Below are 22,738 nucleotides of genomic sequence, written 5' to 3' on the forward strand. Positions count from 1 at the left end.
TTATAATCGCCTTCATCGCGCTGGGAAGCCCCCGCGCGCGAAGTCAGCGCCCGTCCAGGAAGGGCGTCGGCGGCGTCCTCTCAACAATGGCTGTCGTTGGGGGGCAGTCGGCGGACTTGCTGGCGTACTTGCCGGCGGACCTACCGGCAGACCTGCCGGCCGGAGCCGCGATTGCGCAGGTCGAGATGCAGGTGGTCGTTATGGAAGCGGTCGCCGCCCGGGCCGATCACGGTGTCGAAAATCCGGCAGGCGTTCTTGCGGATGAAGGCCTGGAACAAATTCTCGCCGGAGGTCGGATGGCTGGGCCTGACCGTGAAATCCTTGCGCTGGTCGAAGGCGAAGCCGGCGATGTCGATGGCGTTGGCGTAGCTGTGCTCGCTCAGCTTGGCGCCGCGCTGGTGGTTCATGGTGCGGCAGGCGTAGGTCGGGCCGATGATGACTGCGGTGATATTGGCCTGCAAGCGCTGGCGCGCCGCTGGCTGGGCGACGCCGCGCAGCCATTCCGCCGTGGCCTCGGCCATGGCGCAGGTCATCGTGCCTGGTTTCGACAGCGGAATGCCTCCGGGCAGGGCGGTGAGGCGCACGCCATTGCGCACGCCGCAGTTGCCGTTGGTGATCGGCGCGATGCGCTCCACCACCGCGCCAGCCTTGCGCAGGCGATCGACGCAGGCGTTGACTTCCGCGTCGGTGACGGTCCGGCGCACGACGCGACGGCCATCGGGCGCCTCGTCCAGCGGCGCTTCGCTCTCGTCCTTCTTGCGCCCGAACGGCCACCATGAAGGCGCGCCAGGCTGCGGCGGCGCAACCTGTGGCTGGGGCTGCTGCTGAGGTTGCTGCTGCGGTTCCGGTCCGGCGTCGAGCGGAAATTGCGGCCGCACCGGCGGCAGCGGCGCGACGGCGGGCAGCCCGCCTGCGTCGGCGTCAGGCGTCAATGGCGCGCCTGGCGGCGGGATCGAGGGCGTCTCGCGCGACCGTTGTTCAGCGCCGGGGCGCGGCTGGGGCGGTTGGGCGTCGCCGAAATCGGGACGCTCGGGCGGTAATGGCGCCACGCGCGGCAGATCGCGGGCAGGCGGGCCTGCCGGGGGCGCGGCCGCGGGTTTCGCGGTTTCAGGTTTCGCCGTTTCAGCGGCGGCTGGCGCTGGCGTTGGCGGGGGGGCAGGCGTTGGCGGAGGGGATGGCGTGGCGGGGACCGAAGGGGCAGCCGGGGCGGGCCGCGGCGCTACCGCCGGCCTGTCGCGCGATTGCAGGGCTTCCGGCCACGGCGAGCCGGTCATGCCGGAGATCCCCGGCGACTGGGCGCGGGCGCCGCCAGGCGCGGCCAGGCCCAGCCCCAAACCCAGGGCAGTTGCTGCAACGGTGAACGCCAGCGACGATCTGCGTCTGGCGGCGGACCTCTCGGGAGCGTATTCCGTCATCACGCGCCCATTAACCTAAATGGGGCGTGCGGTCACCTGTTAATGACCGGCGGCCATGCTGGCGGGCGCGGTTCCGGGCAGCGGGCGCTGCCGCTTGAAAGGCGTTCGGGATGGCGCCAGGAGAGTTGCGGTTTGCGACTTGTGGTTTGTGGTTCGCGATTCCATCCGCCGTTTTGCGGCGCCGGACATAAGTGAAGACAAGACGAAATTGACCTCGGCGACCATCCATACCCAGACCGTTGATGAGGATGAGATGCAACTGCGCGCGCGGCGCTGCGAGGCGCTGCTCGAGGTTTTGCGCGCCGCCGCAAGCGCCACGACGGCGCTCTCGGCCTGGGCGCGATCGCGGGGGTGGGACGAGCGCATCCTGGCGCGCAAGCTGGAGACGGCGACCCGGCCGGCGCCTGATGATATCGCCCGGCTGCTTGGGGTGACGCCAGGCGCGTCCACCGGATATCGCCTGGTTGAGTTGACCAGCGGCGCCCGCGTATTGTCGCGCGCCGACAACTGGTTCGCTTCCGCCCGCCTGCCGGAGCGGGTGAACGCCGGCCTTCGCGACGGCCAGACGCCGTTTGGCGCGCTGATCGCCCCGCTGGAGCCGCGCCGCGCGCTGCTGGGCGTCACCCGCCTGTGGCGCCCGGGGCAGGAGAATCCACAAGAGACGCCACCGGAGACGCCACAGGAGTTGTTCCGGCTGTCGGCCGTGGTGACGGGCCTGTGCGCCGGCGTGCGCGCGCCGCTGGCTGTGGTGCATGAAACCTACCTGATGGGGATGGTGCTTTAATTTAAAGCGCGCCAGCAATGGCGAAGCTCCAGATCTTGCGCGAGGCGTCATGACAACCAGTTTCCGCCCGCCCACCCGACGCGGCTTCGGACGATTGCTGGCCGGTGGCCTGGCGATCGGCGGCGGTTCGCTTGTGTCGGGAACAGCATTTGCCCGCGACCCGCAGACGACGGAGAACTGGGCGCGGTATGAAGCGCTGGTCGCGGCGCTGCTGCAGACCGGCAGCGCTACGGAAACCCTGGCAACCTGGTCGCGGCGGCGCGGCTGGGACGATGCCATTGTCGCCCACAAGCTGGAGGCGGACATGCGCCCGGCTCCGGCCAGGATCGCCGCGCTGCTCGACATTGGAGAAGGCGAGACCGTCGGCTATCGCAAGGTGGCGCTGGCATCCGGCGAGCGCGTGCTGTCCCGCGCCGACAACTGGTTCACGCCTGGACGGCTGTCGTCGGGCGTCAACGCTGGCCTTGACGCCAGCCAGACGCCCTTCGGCCGCCTGGTGGGCCGGATGTCCCCCAGCCGCCAGGTGATCTCCGCCGACCGGTTATGGGTGGCCCCGCAACAGCCAGTCCCGGCGGAGGTGTTCCGGCTGTTCGCCGTGGTGAGCGGCCAGACTGGCGAGGGCCGCAGGCCGCTGGCCGTGGTGAACGAGACCTACCAGGCCGTCATGGTGCTGTGAATGCGGTAATTACAATTATATTTGTGAATTGTTTAAATTTGTCATTATGAAGCGTGAAATCAATTGACGTTCCCGTGACGCCATGTAGTTTCCACGGCAACCATTGCCGCAGGGGGGCGTCATGTCCAGCGACCGTTCATTCAACCGTTTTGCCTTCAACCGCCGCGCCTTTGGCGCGCTTGTCGCCGGCGTCGCGTTTGCGGCGCTGTCCGGGGCAAGCGCTGTCGCCGGCGACCTGAAGGAAGTCGCCATCGACTTCGCCACCTACAACCCGGTGAGCCTGGTGCTGAAGAAGCAGGGGCTGCTGGAAAAGGCGCTGGAGAAGGACGGGATCAAGGTGCGCTGGGTGCAGTCCGCCGGCTCCAACAAGGCGCTGGAGTTCCTCAACGCCGGCTCCATCGACTTCGGCTCCACCGCCGGCTCCGCGGCGCTGGTTGCCCGCATCAACGGCAATCCCATCAAGTCGATCTACGTTTATTCACGTCCCGAATGGACAGCCCTGGTCGCCGGCAAGGACAGCGCCATCGCCAGGGTCGCCGATCTGAAGGGCAAGCGCGTCGCCGTGACCCGCGGCACCGATCCGCATATCTTTCTCGTGCGCGCTTTGGCCGAAGCCGGTCTCACCGACAAGGACGTGAAATTCGTGCTGCTGCAGCATGCCGACGGGCGTCTGGCCCTGTCGCGCGGCGACGTCGACGCCTGGGCCGGCCTTGATCCGATGATGGCCGCCGCTGAGGTGGAGGAGGGCGCGAAGCTGTTCTATCGCAAGCCCGAGGCCAATACCTGGGGCATCCTCAACGTCCGCGAGGACTTCGCCAACAAGCATCCCGACGTGGTGAAGAAGGTGCTCGCCGCCTATGAGGAGGCGCGCAAATGGGCCCTGGCCAATCCGGATGGCCTGAAGGACGAGTTCATCGCCGTCACCAAACTGCCGAAGGCGGTGGTTGACCGGCAGATCGACCAGCGCACCGAGTTGACCCACAGCGTCATCGGCGCGCCGCAGCGCCAGTCGATCCAGGCCGCCGGCGACGCCCTTGTGGCGGCGGGCGTGTTGCCGGCCGGCGCGAAGGTGAAGGAAACGCTCGACGTGCTGATCGATCCCCAGTATCTGCCTGCTGCACGATAAAGACCGGCGGACCTGACCCTGCCATGGCGGGGTCAGGCCAGGCGATAATGTCAGGGGAAGGAAACGGCAGGCCATGACGGTCCAGGCGCCTACAGCCCGCGCGGCCGCGGAAATGGACAGCGACGCGTCCCGCCAGGGAGCGGACGGCCAGGCGCGCGCGGCTTATACAGCCGCCGGCCGCATTGGCGGCGTCTGGCTGGTGGGCGTCATCCTGCCCGTTCTCCTGGCCGCCGGCTGGGAGCTGGCGGTGGCCGGCGGTTACGCCAATGGCCGCCTGATGCCGCCGCCCAGCCAGATCTGGAGCGAGCTGGTGCGCCTCGCCGCCAGCGGCGAGCTGTGGACCCATCTGCTCACCACCTTGTGGCGTGTGCTCGCCGGTTTCGCCATTGGCGCCATTTCCGGCACGGTCATCGGGTTGCTCACAGGCGCCTCTGGCCTCGCCCGCCAGGCGCTGGACCCTACGATCCAGGCCCTGCGCGCCATTCCTTCCATCGCCTGGGTGCCGCTGTTCATTCTCTGGCTTGGCATTTTCGAGGCGTCGAAGGTGGCGCTGATCGCTGTCGGCGTGTTCTTTCCGGTCTATCTCGGCGTCATGGGCGCCATCGGCTCGATCGACCGCAAGCTGGTCGAGGTCGGCCGGGTTTTCCGCCTGGGCCGGTTGCAGATGGCGACGCGGGTGCTGTTGCCGGCCGTGCTGCCGGAGTGGGTAATTTCCCTGCGCTCCGGCCTTGGGCTTGGCTTTATGTTCGTGGTCGCCGCCGAGTTCATGGGCGCTTCGGAAGGTCTCGGCTATCTGCTTGTCGATGGCCAGCAGCTTGGCAAGCCGGCGCAGATTCTCGCCGCCATCATCACCTTCGCCATTCTCGGCAAGCTGTGCGACCAGGCTCTGGTGCTCGCTACCCGCCCGCTGCTGGCGTGGCGCGACACCGTGCGCGCGAGGCTGTGACCACATGCTGACTTTCGCCAACCTCACCAAGACTTACGCCGGCGGCGGCGCAGCAGCCCTGTCGCAGGTCGATCTGGCCGTGCAGGCCGGCGAAATCGCCGCCATCGTCGGCGGCTCCGGTTGCGGCAAGACCACGCTGCTGCGCCTGACCGCCGGGCTCGACCAGGCGTCGTCCGGTTTCATCGAGATCGATGGCGACCGCGTGACCACGCCGCATCCGGCGATCGGCATCGTGTTTCAGGAGCCGCGCCTGCTGCCCTGGCTCACGGTGCGCGACAACGTCGCTTTCGGCCTTGGCGACCAGCCCCGCGCCGTCCGTCGCCAGCGCGCCGACGAGGCGCTGGAGCGCGTTGGCCTCGCCGGCTACGGCGACCGCTGGCCGCGCGAGCTTTCCGGCGGCCAGCAGCAGCGCGTCGCCATCGCCCGCGCCCTGGCGCCCCGGCCCAAGGCCCTGTTGCTCGACGAGCCGTTCTCGGCCCTCGACGCCTTCACCCGCGCCAGCCTGCACGACCATCTGCTGGCCCTGTGGGAGGAGAGCCGCCCGACGGTCGTCATCGTTACCCACGACGTGGAGGAGGCGGTGACGCTGGGCGACCGCATCATCGTCATGCAGCCGCGCCCTGGCCGCATCTACGAGGAAATTCCGGTCGATCTGCCGCGCCCGCGCGATCGCATGTCGCCGAACTTCGACGCGGCCAAGCGGCGCGTGCTGAAGGCTCTGGACAATTCGCTCAACCCGCAACGTCCGCCCGAACAGGCCGCGCCCACCGGCGGCGCCCTGTGGTGGTGACGCCAAACCGTGCTTTACCCAGAGGAAATAACGTCATGGACTCCCAGGAACTGCGGGCGATGCAGGCCCCGATCAAGGCGCGCTACAAGGAAACCCCTGACGCCGCCGTCATTACCCTGAAGGCGCAGGGCTCCATCGACGACCAGTCGATCTCCTGCAAGGTCGAGACTGGCCGCGCCATCGCCGCCGCCGGCCTGCATCCGCTGTCCGGCGGCTCGGGGCTGGAGCTGTGCTCCGGCGACATGCTGCTGGAATCGCTGGTGGCCTGCGCTGGCGTCACCCTGAAGGCGGTTTCCACCGCGCTGGAAATTCCGCTGCGCGCGGGCGTGGTCCGGGCGGAAGGCGAACTCGACTTTCGCGGCACCCTCGGCGTCGACAAGGAAGCGGCGGTGGGCTTCAGCGCCATCCGCCTGAGCTTTGACCTCGACACCGACGCGCCGCAGGAGAAGATCGACCAGCTCATCAAGCTGACCGAGCGCTATTGCGTCGTGTTCCAGACCCTCAACAACAAGCCGCAGCTGTCGGTGACCACCAGCCGCAACTGAGGCGTCAGGTCTCTTCCTGCGAAAACCGCTGCCGGCGCCGCGAGAAATCCAGCGTCGCCGGCGCGCCGGAAATCAGCTGGCGGGCTGATTTCCACACCATGGCGGCCGCCGGGCGCTGCTCGCCGTGAAAGCGCACCAGCGTCAGGCTGGTGCGCAGGTCGAGGCCATCAATCGGCCGCACGATCACGTCGTCGCCGTCATCATCGTGATGAATGTCGAACCAGCCGAGCGAAATGGCGATATTGCGCGAGAGCCGGCCATAGCGCTCCACGGCGATCGGGTGGCCCTCCGGCGGGCGGATGGTCGCGGCCCCGGCCTCGCGGACCGCCCGGCCAATGGCCACGGATAGCGGCGCGCCCAGTGAGCGGTTGGGCATGACGATCCGCAGCCCGTCCAGCGCCGACGCCGGAATGGCGTCCTGCTCCGCCAGGGGATGCTCGCGCGGGATCTGCAGGCACAGCCGCCGCTCGGCCAGGGATTGCCGCTCCATGCCGCCCGGCCAGTCCGCTTCCGTCACCGCATTGTCCGCCGCCGCCGTCACGTCGGCCGGCTCCACCAGCAGCGCCAGGTCAAGCTCGCGCCGCGACAGGTCGAGGTAGTGCCGCTCGTGCGTCTTGTCGAAGATGCGCAGGCGGATATCGGCGTGGCTGGAAACCAGGGTGTCCATCATCCGCCGCCGTTCGGGAATGTGCAGCGTGTAGAACGGCGCGCCGATACGCAGTTCGTTGTCGCGAATCTCCCGCGCCGCCTGGTTCGCCCAGGACGCCTCCGCCACCATGCGCCGGGCGTTGCCGAGGAACAGCCGCCCCTCCGCCGTCAGCTCCACCCGGCGGCTGGTGCGCTGGAACAGGGCAAAGCCCAGCCGCCGCTCGAACTCGCGGATCTGCGCCGACAGCGCCGGCTGCGACACGTGCAGCAACTGCGCCGCCCGCGTGAACGAACGCTCCTCGGCGACCGTCAGAAAATAGCGGAAGGGGGTGGCGTCGAGGTCCATGCGGGAGTTCCGTCGTGCTCGGGCGGGATATGGCGCGCCCCGGTCTGGCCAAGGTGCGCTTGCGATCCATAACAGATCTGGATTGCTACGGCGATAAATCAAAATTGGACGCAAGGTCCGCCCTGCCCAATCATAGGCGTGAAGCATTGATTGACAGCTTTTGACTGGGAATGGGAAACGCCTGCATGGCTTGGGACTTTGAAACTGATCCGGAATTTCAGCTGGAACTGGACTGGATCGACCGGTTCGTTACCGAAGAGGTCGAGCCGCTCGATTACCTGCTGCCAGAGGCGTATGACACGACCTGTCCGAAGCGCAACGCGCTGGTGAAGCCGCTGCAGAAGATCGTCAAGGAGCGCGGCCTGTGGGCCTGTCACCTCGGCCCGGAGCTTGGCGGCCCCGGCTACGGCCAGGTCAAGCTGGCGCTGATGAACGAAATCCTCGGCCGCTCCAAGTTCGGCCCGACGGTGTTTGGCTGCCAGGCGCCTGACTCGGGTAATTCCGAGATCCTCGCCCACTACGGCACGCCGGCGCAGAAGGAGCGCTACCTCAAGCCGCTGCTGAACAACGACATTGTTTCCTGCTTCTCCATGACGGAAGTGCAGGGCGGCGCCGATCCCAAGGTGTTCACCACCAGCGCCGTGCTCGATGGCGATGAATGGGTCATCAACGGCGAAAAGTGGTTCTCGTCCCACGCCCACGTCGCCAGCTTCTACCTGCTGATGGCGGTGACCGACCCGGACGCCAGCGAATATCGCCGGCTGTCGACCTTCATCATCCCCGCCGACACCCCCGGCATCGAGATGGTGCGCAACATGCCGGTCGGCCATCATGGGCATCCGGCGCACGCATATCTGCGTCTCACCAATGTGCGCGTGCCGAAAGATCACCTGCTTGGCGAGCGCGGCGGCGGCTTTGTCGTGGCCCAGACCCGTCTTGGCGGCGGCCGCATTCACCACGCCATGCGCACCATCGGCCAGGTGAAGCGCGCCTTCGACATGATGTGCGAGCGCGTGCTCAGCCGCCATACCCAGGGCACGCTGCTGGCCGAGAAGCAGATGGTGCAGGAGAAGATCGCCGACAGCTGGATCGAGATCGAACAGTTCCGTCTGCTGGTGCTGCGCACCGCCTGGAAGATCGACAAGCACAAGGACTATCTGGCTGTCCGCAAGGACATTGGCGCCATCAAGGCCCTGATGCCGAAGGTGTTCCACGATATCGCCGCCCGGGCCCTGCACATCCACGGCTCGCTGGGCGTCACGCCGGACATGCCGTTCGCCGAGCAGGTGATCGAGAGCTTCCATATGGGCCTCGCCGATGGTCCGGCCGAGGTGCACAAGGTCACGGTGGCGCGCCAGGTGTTGCGCGACTACGAGGCGACCTCGGGCAAGTTCCCGACCCGCTACATCCCGTATCTGCGCGAGGCGGCGCTCGCCAAATACGGCAAGCTGCTGGACGAGCTTGAAGCCAGGGCCGCCTGAGCGGATTTTCCGGCAAAACGGGGCCAGGCAAAACAGGGCCAGGCAAAACGGGGTCAGGCATAACAGGGCAGGCGCGGCGTCCGTTGGCGACGCCGCGCTGTTTGCCAGACGGTTCGTAGACCTCCACAATCATTAGCATTGCCGGTCAGCGCAGCAAGCTGCCCGGCAATGCCATGAAAAGCTAGGGCGGACCCGGAGCCTTTCATCCTGAGCGCATTCTGGCCGATCAGGCGATGCCGCCTGACCGGAAAGCGCTCTGACCGCCAAACGTGAGGAACGCCAGACGTGAGGAACGCCCTGAACGCCGCCACGCGCAACGCTCCGATCATGAGCCGGCGTCGCGCCTTGCTCGCCGCCGGCATCGCGGCGTGGATTGCCGCCAGCCCGGGCGGGGCGATGGCCGCCGAACCGGACGAAATCCGCATTGGCCAGACCATGCCGTTCAGCGGCGTCGCCTCGGCCTATGGCATCATCGGCCAGGTCGAAGGCGCCTACCTGCGCAAGATCAACGCGGAGCAGGGCGGCGTGAATGGCCGCAAGGTCAATCTGATCAGCCTCGACGACGCCTATTCGCCGCCAAAGACCGTGGAACAGACCCGCAAGCTGGTGGAGCAGGAGAATGTGCGCGCCATCTTTGGCAGCGTCGGCACGCCCACCAATCTGGCGGTGCACAAATATCTCAACAGCCGCAAGGTTCCGCACCTCTTCGTCTCCAGCGGCGCCAGTTTCTGGAACCAGCCCGAGAAATATCCATGGACGATCGGCTGGCAGATTGACTACGAGAGCGAAGGCAAGGTCTACGGCAAATATGTGCTGAGGGAAAAGCCTGACGCAAAGGTCGCCATTCTTTACCAGCACGATGATTCTGGCCGCGATTACATTCGCGGTTTCAAGGAAGGGTTGGGTGAGAACGCCAAAAAGATGATCGTGGCCGAGGCGAGCTATCAGATCACCGATCCGACGGTGGATTCGCAGATCATCGCTTTACGCAATTCGGGCGCCGACGTGCTGTTCACCCACGCCACGCCCAAATTCGGCGCCCAGGCCATCCGCAAGATTTATGAGATCGGCTGGAAGCCGCTGCACGTCCTCTCCAGCACCACCAACACCATCGTCGGCACGCTGAAGCCGGCCGGGTTCGAGAAATCCCAGGGCGTGGTCTCTGGTTTTCTCATCAAGGACCCGGGTGATCCGACGTGGAAGGATGATCCGGAGGTCCGCGACTATCTGGCGTTCATGAAGACCTACGCGCCCGATCTGGACGCTTATGACACCTGGGCGGTCTGGGGCTACACCATGGCCCAGGGGCTGGTGCAGACGCTGCGCCAGGCGGGGCAGGACGTGACGCCGGAAAACATCATGAAGCAGGCGCGCAATCTCAATTTCAAGCCGGCCATGACGCTCCCCGGCATTGTCGCCAAAACCGGACCGGGCCGGAATGTGCCCATTCAGGCCATGCAGTTGGCCCGCTTCGAGGGCGACCGCTGGAAACTGCACGGCGAGGTTATCGCCGTCGCGGAATAGGGCGTGACGCCAGCAGGCGGATGCCGTTTGTTGGTGAAAAGCGCGAAATCAAAAAGATGTAGCGGCGATGCGTTGGGCGTAAACGCATCGCGCTCCAGGCGTTTTCGTTCGCTGAAACGCTTCGCTATCTGAATATGACGCATGGGGCGCGACCAACGACGCCCTGCCTGTCGGAATTGTCTGGGAAGGAAAAGCCATGAAGGATCTGGACGGCAAGGTCGCGGTGATTACGGGCGGCGCCAGCGGCATTGGCTACGCGACAGCGCAATCGCTGGCCCGGGCCGGCGTGCGGCTGGTGCTGGCCGATATCGAGCAGGGCGCGCTCGACCGCGCCGTTGCCCAACTCGCCGCATCTGGCGCGGAGGTCATCGGCGTGCGCACGGATGTGGCAGACCGCGTGGCGGTGGAGGCGCTGGCAGACGCCGCGTGGGCGCGGTTCGGCGCGGTGCATATCGTCTTCAACAATGCTGGGGTCGGCGTGTTTGGCCCCGTGCACGAAATGAGCCACGCCGACTGGCAATGGACGGTGAACGTCAATCTGTGGGGGCCGGTGCACGGGGTGGAGGTCTTCATGCCGCGCATGATTGCGCAGAATCAGGGCGGCCATTTCCTGTTCACCGCGTCGTTCGCGGGCCTCATCAGCAACCGCAATCTGGCGCCTTATTCTGTGACCAAGGCGGCGGTGGTGTCGCTGGCCGAATGCGTCGCCAAGGATGGCAAGCCGTTTAATATCGGCGCCTCGGTGCTGTGCCCCATGCGCGTTGCCACCGCCATCGACGAAAGCCACCGCAACCGTCCGGCCGAATTTGGCGGCCCCGGCGCGGTCAAGCCTTATACCGACCGGGATTCCGGCGCGCTGGAAGGCCGCACGCTTGACGTGCAGGCCGTGGGCGACCTGGTGGTCGGGGCCGTGCGTCGCGGCGATCTTTACATCATCACCCACAAGGAAACGGAAACGTTCCTGAGCCGGCGGTCCGCGCGTCTTCAGGAGGCCATGGCGCACGCCATGTGACGCCAGCCGGCATGGACCGGCCTGTTGCCGGCGCAGGATAGATCATGCGCGCGCCCGCCGCTACGGCAGCGGGCGGCGCCGGCCTGTGACAGGAGCCACCCGTGGCGCGCCCCCCGGCAGGACATGCTTTTCGGCAGTACGCGCTTGCGCGCCGACCTCCGCTAAAGCGCACTCTGCCCAAGCCCGTTTCGCCAAATCCATTTCGCCCAGGTCCATTTCGCCCAGGTCGACTTGGACCAGGTTCACTTGGACCATGTCCACTTGGACCAGGTTCACGCCGCTAAAGCGCCCGCCGCCAAAGTCTATGCCGCCAAAGCCCGCTGAGTTCATCCACTGGACCAGGCGCACCGGATTTTGCCGCCAGAGCCTGTTTGCGCCCCCGGTGGCGCAGAGCAGTCGGATCGAGTTGATCCGGTATGCACGGACAGGTTTCCTGGTCTTGCGCGCCTCCAGTTTTGCGCATCCTGCCAAGGCCTTGCGCGTTTCCTGGTTTGCGCGCCGCCGCGAACGGGTCTGCGCGCGCCCGTTTCCTGGAGCTGTTCTCCTGAAAACTGGGCTTTGGAGCGAAAGTAGATTGCTTGGATATGGAATAATGTGAATGGCTAGTATTCCCATTCACAGACGCCAGCCGGAGCGCGGCTATTGCACGCTCGCATATGACTTGGTCATGCGACCTGGCGGCGGCCAAATGACCTGGCGGCGCTCCGGGGGCTCGCGCCATCACCATGTCTCCAGTGGTCTGGTCGCACTGGTGGAAGCAGTCAGGACGACTGAAAAACGCCCGTCCGCACAAAGTTCAATGCTCCCCGCATGTAAGCTGGAAGTCATGCAAGACATTGCGGCCTGACGGCGCGTTAATCAGTTACAGTTTTTAACCGTAACAATGTAACTGAGGGCAGGCGTTACTGCCCTTCAGTCTCGTTGATAAGCTGTTCAACTGCGCCAATGGCAAGTTCCAGCTCGCCAATGCGCTGGATCGCCGAGCGCGCTGGCGTTGCCTTGGACTGGGCGGCGCGCTCGATAATGTCGCGCTGCTCTGCTTTGAGGCGTTCGAGGAGTTCTTCAAGTTCAGCCATATGTTGCGTTTAATACGATACCATTTGTAATTCAAGGCGTTCTTTCGCGGTGACGCTGGACTTTTGCCGGATTTGTTCACAACGGCGCGCGCCCATTTTTTTGGCAGGAGCAGGGCGTCGCGTCAGGGAGTATGGGCGATGTGTGGTTGCGCGAGGATAAAACGATAGATTGAGTATATTTTGCGAGCTGATGAATAAAATTATAATGCTATTCGCGATGTATTTTTGAATAAATTGTATGAGTGGCGTTATATATTTGAATTTGAATTATTGGCGGTTTGGCCGGTTGTTGTGCGTGCTGCCAGCTGTTGGCAGGTCTGTGTTGTCTGGCGTGGTCCCGGGTCGGGCGCATCCGGCGTTGCTGTGGGTGGACATGGGCAAACGGCTGGTTCATTCTGGCATATAACATATAACAATATGCATCTTGCGAGCAGGGAGAGTTTACGCCCATGACGCTTGAGATGGCGCAGGACCGGGACGACGCGCAGGGTTCTCGTGTGGAGGAGCAGGCCGGGGGTGGTCGCGCGACGCGCGCGGGCGCGGTCGATCATGTCGACGTGCTGGTGGTCGGCGCGGGAATTTCAGGCGTCGGCGCCGCCTGGCATTTGAGGCGTCAATGTCCGGATCTGCGTTTCATGGTGGTGGAGCGCGCCGAAAGTTTCGGCGGCACCTGGCTCACGCACAAATATCCTGGCGTTCGCTCGGACAGCGATCTCTACACCTTTGGCTACCGCTTCAAGCCGTGGACCGGCGCGCCGATCGCCACGTCAGGGGAAATCCTGCGGTACATGCAAGAGGTCATCGCTGAGAATGATCTCGACAGGCATATCCATTATCGCACGACCGTTGAGAGCGCTGCGTGGGACAGCGCCGCCAACCGCTGGACCGCGGTGATGCGCGATCTGGCCTCGGGGGAGGCGCGGACGGTTCGCGCTCGGTTCCTCTGGATGTGCCAGGGCTATTACCGGCACGAGAAGGGCTACACGCCGGAATGGCCGGGCATGGCGGACTTCGGGGGGCGAATCGTTCATCCGCAGGAATGGCCTGATGACCTCGATGTCGCCGGCAAAAAGGTGGTGGTGATTGGTTCGGGCGCCACGGCGGCGACGCTGGTGCCGGCGCTGGCGGGAAAGTGCGCCAGCGTCACCATGCTGCAACGCTCGCCGACCTACTTCATGACCGGCCGCAACGCCAATGAGCTGGCCGACACGCTGCGCCAGCTCGAGGTGAAGGAAGAGTGGATTCACGAGATCGTCCGCCGCAAGATTCTGTTCGACCAGAAGGCATTCGCCGACCGGGCGGCGGCGCATCCGGATGCGGTGCGCGCTGATCTGCTGGCCAATGTGCGCCAGCATCTGGGGGACGTCGCGCCGGTGGAGCCGCATTTCGCGCCGGCCTACCGGCCGTGGCGGCAGCGCATCGCCTTTGTGCCGGACGGCGACCTGTTCACCGCCATTCGCGACGGCAAGGCCAGCGTCGTCACCGACAATATTCGCAGCTTTACGCCGGACGGCATTGCGCTTGAGTCGGGCGAAACGCTGGAGGCCGACGTGGTTGTCACCGCCACGGGCTTCAACCTCAATGTGCTGGGCGACGTGGCTTTCACCATCGACGGCAGGCCGCTGGATTTTGCTGACACGGTGACCTGGCGGGGGCTGATGTTCACCGGCATGCCCAACATGGTCTGGGTGTTCGGCTATTTTCGAGCCAGCTGGACCCTGCGCGTCGACATTATCGCCGATTTCGTCTGCCGGCTGCTGCGCCACATGCAGGAGATGGGCGTGGAGCGGGTTACGCCGCAACTGCGCCCGGAGGATGGGGACATGCGTCTGTCGCCCTGGGTGGACACGGAGGATTTCAATCCCGGCTATCTCCTGCGCGGCCTGCACCTGTTGCCGAAGCAGGGCGATCGGCCTGAGTGGCGCCACACCCAGGATTACTGGCTGGACAAGGATATCCTGCCCGCCGTCGATCTGGACGAAACCACCCTGCGCTACGCCTGACGCCAGGTGACGAATATGCTGACGCATCCGTGACCTGAAAAGCGCGTGCGCCGCCCGGGGGGGGGATGGGCCTGGCTTCAGCCGTGCGGAAACGGCGCATGCATCCGGGCGCGCACGGTGGCGCGCCCGGTTTCCGTCACCATGGACAGCAGCACGAGCCCGAAACCGTAGCTGAACTGGTGATGTAGCTGGGCGAGCGAGGCGCGGCCTTCCACCCAGAAATACAGGGCGCCGCGGGCGATGGCGGCCAGGGCGCCGGCCGCCGCTTCATGATCGAGATCAGGAGCCAGCGCGCCGGCGGCGTGGGCCTCGCGCACCAGCCGGGCCCAGAAGGCGTGACGGGGGCGGCTGAAGCTGACGTAGAGTGGGCCGTCGCGCTCGCTCAGTCGCATCAGCGCCTTGTAATAGTCGGGCTGGCGCGCATAGAGCCCGGTCGCGATATCAATGGCCTCAAAGAATATTCCCACCGGCCCGGCGCCAGCCTGGGCCGCCACCAGCGCGTCATACTGGGCCATGTCGGCGTCGAAGATGTGGTCGAAGACCGCCGCCCGGTTGCCAAACAGATTGTAGACCGTCGCCGGGCTGACGCTGGCGCGACGGGCGATCGCCTCGACGGTCACGCCGTCAATCCCCGCTTCCCGGATAATTTCTGACGCCGCCGCGACAATGCGATTGCGGCGCTCCTGCTTGCCGGCCTCATGGCCGGAAAGGGCGCTGGCGGCGACGGCGTTGGCGGCGGTGTCAGTGTTGGGCGGGGCCATTGGCTCAATCAGGTCTGGGCGGCACGGGGAAATGACGGAGGCCGCGACAGCCTCCCGAAGCTGGCCCCAGCATAAAGCCAGTTATCGGCCATTGACAATTTTAGAGTGATCTCTAAATTTTTGCCAACAGGTCGCCGTCCAACAGGCGCCGGGAAACGCACCACAGGAGCAGGCCGCAGATCGCGCGACAGGCGCCGCGCCGTAACGGACGGCGCGGCTGTTTGCAGGGCAGGGGCGCGATGCAGCGCCGGTCTCGCCCGCGCGCCTTCCCGCCTTTTCCTGGCAGTCAGCGTCCGGGCGCCCCGGGCCCGGTCTGGCGCCCCCATACGCCCGGACGCTTCGGGCCGGGGCGCGATGGATCGGGGCGCTTCCCGCAAGGTGGACGCCATTTGGAAGCGATGCGCGCGAGCCGCGCGCAAACGCGACGGACAAAACGGCGGGGCGAGGTTCCGTTTCGGGTTGAAATGGGCTTTGCCCTGGCCCGCGCGGCGGGCAGGAAAGGGAGAAGACATGGCGGAGATCAATGGCGGCGTCGCTTTGGCGCGGTCCCTCAGGGCGCTGGGCGTTTCGGAGGTGTTTACGCTGCACGGCGGGCATCTCGATTCATTCCTCGTGGCCTGTCAGGACAATGACATCCGGCTCACGGACACGCGCCACGAGGCCTCCGCTGGCCATGCCGCCGAGGCCTACGCTCGCGCCACTGGCCAGATCGGCGTTTGCGTCATCACGGCGGGTCCGGGCTTTGCCAATGCGCTGACTTCCTTCGTCAACGCCTGGCTCGACGCCACGCCGGTGCTGTTCATTGCCGGCGCGCCGCCGCTGCGCGAGGTCGCCACCAATCCGCTGCAGGGCGGCTTCGACCAGGTGGCCATGGCGGCGCCGGTGACGAAATGGGCGCACCGCATCACCAATGTGGAGCGCATTCCTGACCTGGTGGACAAGGCCGTGCGCCTGGCGACCTCTGGCCGTCCCGGCCCGGTGTTCCTCGAAATGCCGATCGACATCATGTTTGGCCTGGCCGACGAGGCCGATCTGACCATGCCGCGCCAGCCGGCCATGGCCGCGCGCCCGGCGCCCGCGCCGGCCGCCGTTGACCGCCTGATCGCGCTGCTGCAACAAGCCGAGCGCCCGGCGATTATCGCCGGCGGCGGCGCAGCCAACGCCAAAGCGGCGGAACTGCTGCGCCAGTTCGCCGAACTGTCCTCGGTCCCGGTGCTGGAGAGCAACAAGGCCGCCGGCATTCTGCCCACCGACCATCCCCAGGCGGGCGGCGGCGCGGGCAATCTCGCCATGGCCGCCATGGCGCACAAGGCGCCGGCTGATCTGGTGGTGCTGCTGGGCGCGCGCACCGGCCTGTTCCTTGGCGGCCGCTCGGGCGCGGTCATTCCCCATGCGGCGAAGCTGGTGCAGATCGACATCGATGAGGCCGAAATCGGTCGCCTGCGGGCCCCGGAGCTGGCGATCGCCGCCGATGTGGCCGAAACCCTGAGCGCCCTGCTGGCGCGCGGCGCCGGGGCGACATGGCGGGATCGCGCCGACTGGAGCAAGCTGCTGCAAGGCTGCCCGCAGCTGTTCCGCGCCGCCTTCGACAAGGCTCCGGTGGAAAATGCCGCCGGCGTCATCCATCCCTATCACGCCGCCCGCGCCGTCGCCGAGGCCCTGAGCCCGGACACGGCCATCGCCTGGGACGGCGGCGAGGCGCCGGCCTGGTTCCGGCCGTTCGCCCGCACGCCCGCCGTCGGCCTCAACGCCGGCACTGGCTATCTGGGTTGTCTCGGCATCGGCCAGGGCTTCTCCATTGGTCTGGCCCGCGCCCGGCCGCGCGCGCCGGTCGCCCTGTTCCTCGGCGACGGCGCCGCCGGCTTCCACATCGCCGAGTTCGACACCATGGTTCGCCACCGCCTGCCGGTGACCACCATCGTGTTCAACAACGCCTGCTGGGGCATGTCGCAGCATGGCCAGGAGCTGGTGTTCGGCCGCCAGCACCTTGCCGTCGTCAAGCTGGCGGAGACCGATTACCAGGACGTGGCCCGCGCCTTCGGCGGCCATGGCGAGAAGGTGACGCGATTCGCCGATATCGGCCCGGCCATTCGCCGCGCCCAGGCCCAGGGGCTGCCGTCCTGCATCAACATCATCGTTGATCCGGAGGTGATGCACCCGGTCACCGCCGCCATGGTCGGCGACCTGGAGGCGGAGGGCCAGATTCCGGTCCCCTATTACGAAAACATTCCGATCCCGGGTTACCGCAAGAAGGACTGACGCCAGATGTCGTTGCTCCCGCGCCGGGGGCCGGAAGCCTGGTTTCGGGCTCCTGGTTTCTGGCTCCTGGTTGCGGGCTCCTGGTTTATTGCGCCTGTCGCGCGGGAGCCGGGGGGCCTGGCTGGCGCATGGCGTTTCCAGCAAGGACGTGCTCACCATAGGGGCGCGCCTCGCCGGTCGCGGGCGCTGCTGCGCTCTGGCGCGATGTCTTTCCGCACGGCCCGCGCGGCAGCGTGGGCCCACCGCAAGACCAGATAACAACCACAAGGGAGCAGACGCATGCGCGCGATTGTGCGACGGGCGGGGAAACTGGAGCTGAATGAGAACTGGCCGGAGCCCACGCCGGGGCCGGGCCAGACGCTGGTGAAAACCCTGGCTTGCGGCGTGTGCGGCTCGGACCTGCATGCCCTGGACCATCTGGAGCGCATGTCTGAGTTCGGCCGCCGCTGCGGCTCGGCCTCGGGCCTCGACGCCAGCCAGGGCGTGGTCTTCGGCCACGAGTTCTGCGGCGAGATCATTGCCCACGGCCCTGGCTCGACCAGCACGCTGGCGCCGGGAACCCGGGTGGTGGCCATGCCGTTTGCGGCTGGTCCCTCCGGTATGGAGCTGGTCGGCTTCTCCAATCGTTTCAGCGGCGGTTTCGCTGAACGCATGGTGCTGACCGAGGCGCTGCTGCTGCCGGTGCCGGATGACCTGCCGTCGTCCATCGCCGCCATGACCGAGCCGTTCGCTGTTGGCGAGCATGCTGTGGCCATGGCGAAGGCGCCGCAAGACGCGGTGACGCTGGTTCTTGGCTGTGGCCCAATCGGCCTCGCAGTCATCGCTTCGGCAAAGGCGCGTGGCCTGCACCCGATTATCGCCAGCGATTTCTCGCCGATGCGCCGCGCCGCCGCAGCGAAGATGGGCGCCGACATCGTCATCGATCCGGCCGTTGAAAACCCCTATGGCCGCTGGTCGGAGTTCGACGTTCCCGCCAATCTCGCCGAGCGCGGCGCCGCAATGGCGACGGGGCGCGCCACGCGTCCGGCGGTGATTTTCGAATGCGTTGGCGCGCCGGGCATGTTGCAGGCCGTCATCGAGGGCGCGCCGCCGTCCGCGCGCATCGTCGTGGTGGGCGCCTGCATGGAGGCCGACCATATCGAACCGCTGATGGCCATCAACAAGCAGCTCAGCATGGAATTCGTCTTCGCCTATACGGCCGACGAGTTCGCCCTGACCCTGAAGCGTCTGGCCAGCGGGGAGATCAATGGCGCCGCGGCCCTGACCATGGAAGCGGCGCTCGCCGATACGCCCCAGGCTTTCGAGCTGGCCAGGCAGGCCAACCAGCACGTCAAGATCGTCATCGATCCGCAACGCTAGACCGCTCGCCGGATTCCGTGATGGAGGAGAACAACATGAGATTTTCCGGTCAGGTCGCCGTGGTGACGGGCGGGGCGTCGGGCATCGGCGCCGCCGCGGTGCGCCGCTTTCACGGCGAGGGCGCGGCGGTGGTGATCGCCGACCTTAATGTGGAGCTGGGCCAGGCGCTCGCCGCCGAACTGGGGGCGGAGCGCGCCCGCTTCGCCGCCACCGACGTGGCGGATGAGACGGCGGTGAAGGCGATGATCGACGCGGCCATCGCCGCTTTCGGCCGCCTCGACATCCTGTTCAACAACGCCGGCATTGGCAGCCGCGTCCACACGCCAGATCTCGCGACGGAGGACTGGCGACGGGTGATCGCCATCAATCTGGACGCGGTATTCTTCGCCTGCCGCATCGCCATTCCGCTGATGAAGGCGCAGGGCGGCGGCGCCATCGTCAACACCGCCTCGATTTCGGGGCTGGCCGGCGACTACGGCTTTGACGCCTACAACGCCGCCAAGGGCGCGGTGATCAACTACACCCGCTCGCTTGGCATCAGCCACGCCCGCGATGGTGTTCGCGTCAACGCGGTGTGCCCCGGCCCGGTGGATACGCCGATCATCGCCGGCATCAAGGAAGTTCCCGGTCTGTGGGAGCGCTGGTCCGACGCCGTGCCCATGGGCCGCTTCTCCCAGCCGGAGGAAATCGCCGCGGCGGTGGCCTTTCTCGCCTCCCGCGACGCCTCCTACATCACCGGCGTCGCCCTGGCGGTCGACGGCGGCCTGATGGCCGCCACCGGCCAGCCCAATCTCGACCTGTACCTGCCGAAAGGCTGAGGCTGGCCTTGAGCCCCGTCATGCGACGCGCTCGCCGCGCCGCGTGACGGGCGCGGCCGGCGCGAGCGCTTCCCAAAAACTTCCAGCAAGAAAACTTCCAGGAAAAGATCAATGAACTCCATTACCCGGCGCACCCTGCTGGCGGGCGCGATGACGGCTGCCTTCGCCACCATTGCATCCCACGGCGTCCACGCCGCCGACACCCCCGGCGTCACCGCCAGCGAAATCCGAATTGGCAACACCGCTTCGCTCAGCGGCCCGGTTTCGGCGCTTGGCACCCAGACCCGCACCCAGGAGGCGTTCTTCAAAATGATCAACGACCGGGGCGGGATCGCCGGTCGCAAGATCAACTTCATTTTCTATGACGATGGCTTCAGCCCGCCGCGCACGGTGGAGCAGACGCGCCGCCTGCTGGAGAGCGACCAGGTCGCCTTCCTGTTCAGCAACATCGGCACGGCGCCGAATTCGGCCATCGTCAAATACGTCAACGCGCGCAAGGTTCCGCACCTGTTCATCACGGTGAACGGCGACAAATGGGGCGACCACAAGGCCCATCCCTGGACCATGGGCTTCCCGCCGAGCGGCCGGGCCGAGGCGCGGATCTTCACCCGCGACGCCCTGAAGCGTTACCCTGAAGGCAAGATCGCCGTGCTTTACCAGAACGACGACTACGGCAAGGACTATCTGGCCGGCGTTCGCGACGTTCTGGGCGATGACTTCGACAAAAAGACCGTCATCGCGCCCTATGAGGTCGCTGACGCCACGGTGGATTCGCAGATCCTCAACCTGCGCCAGTCCGGCGCGACCAGCCTGATCTCCGGCGCCACGGCGAAGTTCGCCGCCCAGGCGATCCGCAAGCTGCACGACATCAACTGGAAGCCGACGCACTACATCTCCAACGGCTCCGCCTCCATCGCCGGCGTGCTGCTGCCGGCGGGCGTCGAGGCCTCGAAGGATGTCATCGCCACCGCCTATCTGAAGGACCCCACCGATCCGGAATGGGCTGACGATGCGGCGGTGAAGGACTATCTGGCCTTCATGAAGCAGTACTACCCGTCCGCCAATCTGCAGGACGCGTTCAACACCTACGCCTACACGGTGTCCCAGGTGCTGATGAAGGTGCTGGAACAGTGCAACGGCGACTTCTCGCGCGAGAACATCATGAAACAGGCCGCCAACCTGAATGGCGTGGCCATCCCGATGCTGCTGCCTGGCATCACCGCGCGCACCAGCCCGACCGACTACCACCCGATCCAGCAGCTGCAATTGCAGAGCTTCGATGGCAAGGGCTGGAAGCGCTTCGGCGAGATCATCGACGGTTCGCAGAAGTAGGACACCTTCCGGCCAGACGGAGACGCCTGGCCAGTCAGGCTTCGCTCAAAACAGGGAAGTGGGGCCGCCGCCGGTCGGTATCGACCAGTGGCGGCCCCAGGGCGCGTCGTCAAATGCCCCGGAGCATTGATCGCCAGCGGCAGGCGCAGGCTGGCGTCGCGGCGTCTTGAGCCAGGGCATCCCGCGTCAGGGCGTTTTGCCCTGGCGCACCCATCGGCCAAGCCCGGCCTCATCCAGATAGTTGATGACGAGCCCTTTCGCCTGGCCGTCCCGCATGTCGAACCGGACCGAGGAGCGCGAGCCTTCAGGTTCGTTCTCGCCGGAAGGGGGCGCCATGGCGAAGACATCGCCACTCCAGTGCGTCAACTGCGCGGTCTTGCGTTTCGGACCAATCTGCAAATGCAGGCCGCCGTCCCGCGCGGTGATCTCGACGGGCCCGTAATAGCTGTTGTCGTAAACGCCGGCATAGGCGGCAAACGGTTTTGCCGGGGTGGGGCTGGCTGGCGGCGTCGCGCCCGCCAGATCGCCGACCGGCGCGAACATTGGCATCATCATCTGGTGATAGCCGGCATACCAGTCCCGGGTCGAAACGCCGTATTGGGCGATGTCCATGAACTGGCTGACGATGGCTTCAGCAGCGCCGACCGGCGCGCCGTTGGTGAGCACGGCGACGCCAAGATTGGCTGAAGGCAGGATCTGGAAGCAGGTTCCCGCGCCGAGCAGAAAGGCGCCTGAATGGCCAAAATTGGTGCGGCCATTGGCGTGAACGCCGACATTGAACCCGTAGCCATAGAACGAGTCGCGCTCATCCGGTGAGGAGGGCGCTTGGGTCCTGGCCTGGGCGGTGAGGGCGGGCATGAACCTGTCTGCCTCGAACAGGCGCTTGCCGTCATGCGTCCCGCCCGCCAGCAGCAGCTTCATCCACTCCGCGACGTCGCGCACATTCGATGACACGCCGCCCGCCGGCGACTGGGCGTCCGGGTCCCGGTCGTACAGCGGCTGGAAGCGCCCGCCCACCAGCGCATGCAGCGAGGCCCGGTTCGGGCGGGCAAGGTAATCGGCGTGGCGGGCGCTGGTGGCGTTCATGCCCAGCGGCGCGAACAACAGGCGCGCGGCGAGGTTTTCCCATTCCTCGCCCATGGCCGCCGCCACGGCCTCAGCGCCGGCCGTGATGCCGAAATTGGCGTAGTTGTACGACGCCCGGAACGGATCAAGCGGCCACTGGTCGAGGCGCGACAGGATCTCCTTGCGGGAAAAACCAAGATCCTCAAGGTTATCGCCCGCCGCGTGCGGCAGGCCGCTGCGATGGGAGAAAAAGTCGCCGATCGTCACATGATCGCTGACCCACGGGTCCCTGAGCCGGAACCATGGCAAATGTTTGCGCACCGGATCGCTCCAGCTCGCCTTGCCCTTGCCCATGGCGATCGCCGCGATCGTCGCCGACATCGGCTTTGACATTGAGGCGATCTGGAACACGGTTTCCGGCGTGATCGCTCCCGCCTCGCCAAGCCGGCGCACGCCGAAGCCTCCCACGTAGATGGTCTTGCCGTTCTGCACCACGGCGACGGCGACGCCTGGCGTCTGGCTGCGCGCCATCACGGCGCGGATCAGCTCCGGCAAGTCGCGGACCGCCCTGGCGACGCCGCCTTCGTTCATGGCGATGACATCGAAACCGGGCGACTTGCCCGTGACCACCACCGGCGACTGGGCGCTCGCGGGCGCGACGGCGAACCATACGCCAGCGCCAAGCGCGGCCAGCGTGATCACACGAGACATGCGGCGGACAACCATATTCTGCACCCGGCTGGCGGCGAAACGCCGTGGATTTGCCCGCATG

General features: G+C 66.3%; 20 protein-coding genes. 14 read left to right on the forward strand and 6 right to left on the reverse strand.

The genetic code is table 11. The features are described 5' to 3' along the window. Positions 1–140 precede the first annotated feature (140 nt). Positions 141–1,049, reverse strand: coding sequence for an extensin family protein (locus ACERNI_RS14680; protein WP_448834000.1), 909 nt, complete (start codon positions 1,047–1,049; stop codon positions 141–143). 505 nt (positions 1,050–1,554) lie between these two features. Here ACERNI_RS14680 and ACERNI_RS14685 point away from each other — a divergent pair. The 6 genes from ACERNI_RS14685 (at position 1,555) to ACERNI_RS14710 (ending at position 6,282) form a co-directional block, all read left to right on the forward strand. Further along, entirely contained in the window at positions 1,555–2,199 is a 645-nt protein-coding gene (locus ACERNI_RS14685) for a hypothetical protein (protein ID WP_448834001.1), read from the forward strand. A 49-nt stretch (positions 2,200–2,248) separates the two neighbouring features. Continuing rightward, positions 2,249–2,875: a hypothetical protein gene (locus ACERNI_RS14690; protein WP_448834002.1), complete on the forward strand. Its 627-nt coding sequence runs from the start codon at positions 2,249–2,251 to the stop codon at positions 2,873–2,875. Positions 2,876–2,996: 121 nt separating this feature from the next. Continuing rightward, a complete protein-coding gene (locus ACERNI_RS14695) occupies positions 2,997–4,001 on the forward strand; it encodes an aliphatic sulfonate ABC transporter substrate-binding protein (protein WP_448834003.1) in 1,005 nt (334 codons plus the stop codon). Positions 4,002–4,113: 112 nt separating this feature from the next. Continuing rightward, a complete protein-coding gene (locus ACERNI_RS14700; RefSeq protein WP_448834031.1) occupies positions 4,114–4,947 on the forward strand; it encodes an ABC transporter permease in 834 nt (277 codons plus the stop codon). A gap of 4 nt (positions 4,948–4,951) precedes the next feature. After that, a complete protein-coding gene (locus ACERNI_RS14705; RefSeq protein ID WP_448834004.1) occupies positions 4,952–5,737 on the forward strand; it encodes an ABC transporter ATP-binding protein in 786 nt (261 codons plus the stop codon). Between the two features lie 35 nt (positions 5,738–5,772). Beyond that, positions 5,773–6,282, forward strand: coding sequence for an OsmC family protein (locus tag ACERNI_RS14710; protein ID WP_448834005.1), 510 nt, complete (start codon positions 5,773–5,775; stop codon positions 6,280–6,282). Between the two features lie 4 nt (positions 6,283–6,286). Here the strand turns inward: ACERNI_RS14710 and ACERNI_RS14715 are convergent, their stop codons facing one another. Next, entirely contained in the window at positions 6,287–7,276 is a 990-nt protein-coding gene (locus tag ACERNI_RS14715) for a LysR family transcriptional regulator (protein WP_448834006.1), read from the reverse strand. A gap of 185 nt (positions 7,277–7,461) precedes the next feature. Between ACERNI_RS14715 and ACERNI_RS14720 the strand changes: the two genes are divergently transcribed. The 3 genes from ACERNI_RS14720 (at position 7,462) to ACERNI_RS14730 (ending at position 11,293) form a co-directional block, all read left to right on the forward strand. Next, entirely contained in the window at positions 7,462–8,757 is a 1,296-nt protein-coding gene (locus ACERNI_RS14720) for an acyl-CoA dehydrogenase family protein (RefSeq protein ID WP_448834007.1), read from the forward strand. Between the two features lie 327 nt (positions 8,758–9,084). Further along, positions 9,085–10,281, forward strand: a complete 1,197-nt coding sequence (locus tag ACERNI_RS14725; RefSeq protein WP_448834032.1) for an ABC transporter substrate-binding protein — start codon at positions 9,085–9,087, stop codon at positions 10,279–10,281. A 196-nt stretch (positions 10,282–10,477) separates the two neighbouring features. Next, entirely contained in the window at positions 10,478–11,293 is an 816-nt protein-coding gene (locus ACERNI_RS14730) for an SDR family NAD(P)-dependent oxidoreductase (protein WP_448834008.1), read from the forward strand. A gap of 60 nt (positions 11,294–11,353) precedes the next feature. On the opposite strand, the gene ACERNI_RS14735 is transcribed toward ACERNI_RS14730, so the two are convergent. Then, positions 11,354–11,908, reverse strand: a complete 555-nt coding sequence (locus tag ACERNI_RS14735; protein ID WP_448834009.1) for a hypothetical protein — start codon at positions 11,906–11,908, stop codon at positions 11,354–11,356. A 287-nt stretch (positions 11,909–12,195) separates the two neighbouring features. Further along, positions 12,196–12,369 (reverse strand): hypothetical protein, encoded by a 174-nt coding sequence (locus tag ACERNI_RS14740; RefSeq protein WP_191317826.1) that lies wholly within the window; start codon positions 12,367–12,369, stop codon positions 12,196–12,198. A gap of 449 nt (positions 12,370–12,818) precedes the next feature. Between ACERNI_RS14740 and ACERNI_RS14745 the strand changes: the two genes are divergently transcribed. Continuing rightward, complete coding sequence (locus ACERNI_RS14745) at positions 12,819–14,372, forward strand: flavin-containing monooxygenase (protein ID WP_448834010.1); 1,554 nt, start codon at positions 12,819–12,821, stop codon at positions 14,370–14,372. A gap of 77 nt (positions 14,373–14,449) precedes the next feature. Here the strand turns inward: ACERNI_RS14745 and ACERNI_RS14750 are convergent, their stop codons facing one another. Continuing rightward, positions 14,450–15,133 carry a TetR/AcrR family transcriptional regulator gene (locus tag ACERNI_RS14750; protein WP_448834011.1) on the reverse strand — a complete coding sequence of 228 codons (684 nt, stop codon included), beginning with the start codon at positions 15,131–15,133 and terminating at the stop codon, positions 14,450–14,452. A gap of 510 nt (positions 15,134–15,643) precedes the next feature. On the opposite strand from ACERNI_RS14750, the gene ACERNI_RS14755 reads away from it, so the two are divergent. The 4 genes from ACERNI_RS14755 to ACERNI_RS14770 all read left to right on the forward strand — a co-directional run bounded on the left by ACERNI_RS14755 (position 15,644) and on the right by ACERNI_RS14770 (position 20,901). Continuing rightward, positions 15,644–17,392 (forward strand): thiamine pyrophosphate-binding protein, encoded by a 1,749-nt coding sequence (locus tag ACERNI_RS14755; RefSeq protein ID WP_448834012.1) that lies wholly within the window; start codon positions 15,644–15,646, stop codon positions 17,390–17,392. Positions 17,393–17,671: 279 nt separating this feature from the next. Then, complete coding sequence (locus ACERNI_RS14760) at positions 17,672–18,751, forward strand: zinc-binding dehydrogenase (RefSeq protein WP_448834013.1); 1,080 nt, start codon at positions 17,672–17,674, stop codon at positions 18,749–18,751. A gap of 35 nt (positions 18,752–18,786) precedes the next feature. Continuing rightward, complete coding sequence (locus ACERNI_RS14765; RefSeq protein ID WP_448834014.1) at positions 18,787–19,569, forward strand: SDR family NAD(P)-dependent oxidoreductase; 783 nt, start codon at positions 18,787–18,789, stop codon at positions 19,567–19,569. Positions 19,570–19,680: 111 nt separating this feature from the next. Next, positions 19,681–20,901: an ABC transporter substrate-binding protein gene (locus ACERNI_RS14770; RefSeq protein WP_448834015.1), complete on the forward strand. Its 1,221-nt coding sequence runs from the start codon at positions 19,681–19,683 to the stop codon at positions 20,899–20,901. A gap of 186 nt (positions 20,902–21,087) precedes the next feature. Here the strand turns inward: ACERNI_RS14770 and ACERNI_RS14775 are convergent, their stop codons facing one another. Next, the gene (locus ACERNI_RS14775) at positions 21,088–22,677 is read right to left on the reverse strand and encodes a serine hydrolase (RefSeq protein WP_448834016.1); all 1,590 of its coding nucleotides are present in this window, start codon (positions 22,675–22,677) and stop codon (positions 21,088–21,090) included. Positions 22,678–22,738 lie beyond the last annotated feature (61 nt).

It is taken from the genome of Camelimonas sp. ID_303_24 (assembly GCF_053543495.1).

Coding starts and splice junctions, on each gene's coding strand:
- ACERNI_RS14745 (WP_448834010.1), top strand. CDS start 12,819: ATGACGCTTGAGATGGCGCAGGACCGGGACGACGCGCAGGGTTCTCGT.
- ACERNI_RS14730 (WP_448834008.1), top strand. CDS start 10,478: ATGAAGGATCTGGACGGCAAGGTCGCGGTGATTACGGGCGGCGCCAGC.
- ACERNI_RS14760 (WP_448834013.1), top strand. CDS start 17,672: ATGCGCGCGATTGTGCGACGGGCGGGGAAACTGGAGCTGAATGAGAAC.
- ACERNI_RS14755 (WP_448834012.1), top strand. CDS start 15,644: ATGGCGGAGATCAATGGCGGCGTCGCTTTGGCGCGGTCCCTCAGGGCG.
- ACERNI_RS14765 (WP_448834014.1), top strand. CDS start 18,787: ATGAGATTTTCCGGTCAGGTCGCCGTGGTGACGGGCGGGGCGTCGGGC.
- ACERNI_RS14775 (WP_448834016.1), bottom strand. CDS start 22,677: ATGTCTCGTGTGATCACGCTGGCCGCGCTTGGCGCTGGCGTATGGTTC.
- ACERNI_RS14695 (WP_448834003.1), top strand. CDS start 2,997: ATGTCCAGCGACCGTTCATTCAACCGTTTTGCCTTCAACCGCCGCGCC.
- ACERNI_RS14705 (WP_448834004.1), top strand. CDS start 4,952: ATGCTGACTTTCGCCAACCTCACCAAGACTTACGCCGGCGGCGGCGCA.
- ACERNI_RS14725 (WP_448834032.1), top strand. CDS start 9,085: ATGAGCCGGCGTCGCGCCTTGCTCGCCGCCGGCATCGCGGCGTGGATT.
- ACERNI_RS14710 (WP_448834005.1), top strand. CDS start 5,773: ATGGACTCCCAGGAACTGCGGGCGATGCAGGCCCCGATCAAGGCGCGC.
- ACERNI_RS14715 (WP_448834006.1), bottom strand. CDS start 7,276: ATGGACCTCGACGCCACCCCCTTCCGCTATTTTCTGACGGTCGCCGAG.
- ACERNI_RS14750 (WP_448834011.1), bottom strand. CDS start 15,133: ATGGCCCCGCCCAACACTGACACCGCCGCCAACGCCGTCGCCGCCAGC.
- ACERNI_RS14690 (WP_448834002.1), top strand. CDS start 2,249: ATGACAACCAGTTTCCGCCCGCCCACCCGACGCGGCTTCGGACGATTG.
- ACERNI_RS14740 (WP_191317826.1), bottom strand. CDS start 12,369: ATGGCTGAACTTGAAGAACTCCTCGAACGCCTCAAAGCAGAGCAGCGC.
- ACERNI_RS14700 (WP_448834031.1), top strand. CDS start 4,114: ATGGACAGCGACGCGTCCCGCCAGGGAGCGGACGGCCAGGCGCGCGCG.
- ACERNI_RS14735 (WP_448834009.1), bottom strand. CDS start 11,908: ATGGGAATACTAGCCATTCACATTATTCCATATCCAAGCAATCTACTT.
- ACERNI_RS14770 (WP_448834015.1), top strand. CDS start 19,681: ATGAACTCCATTACCCGGCGCACCCTGCTGGCGGGCGCGATGACGGCT.
- ACERNI_RS14720 (WP_448834007.1), top strand. CDS start 7,462: ATGGCTTGGGACTTTGAAACTGATCCGGAATTTCAGCTGGAACTGGAC.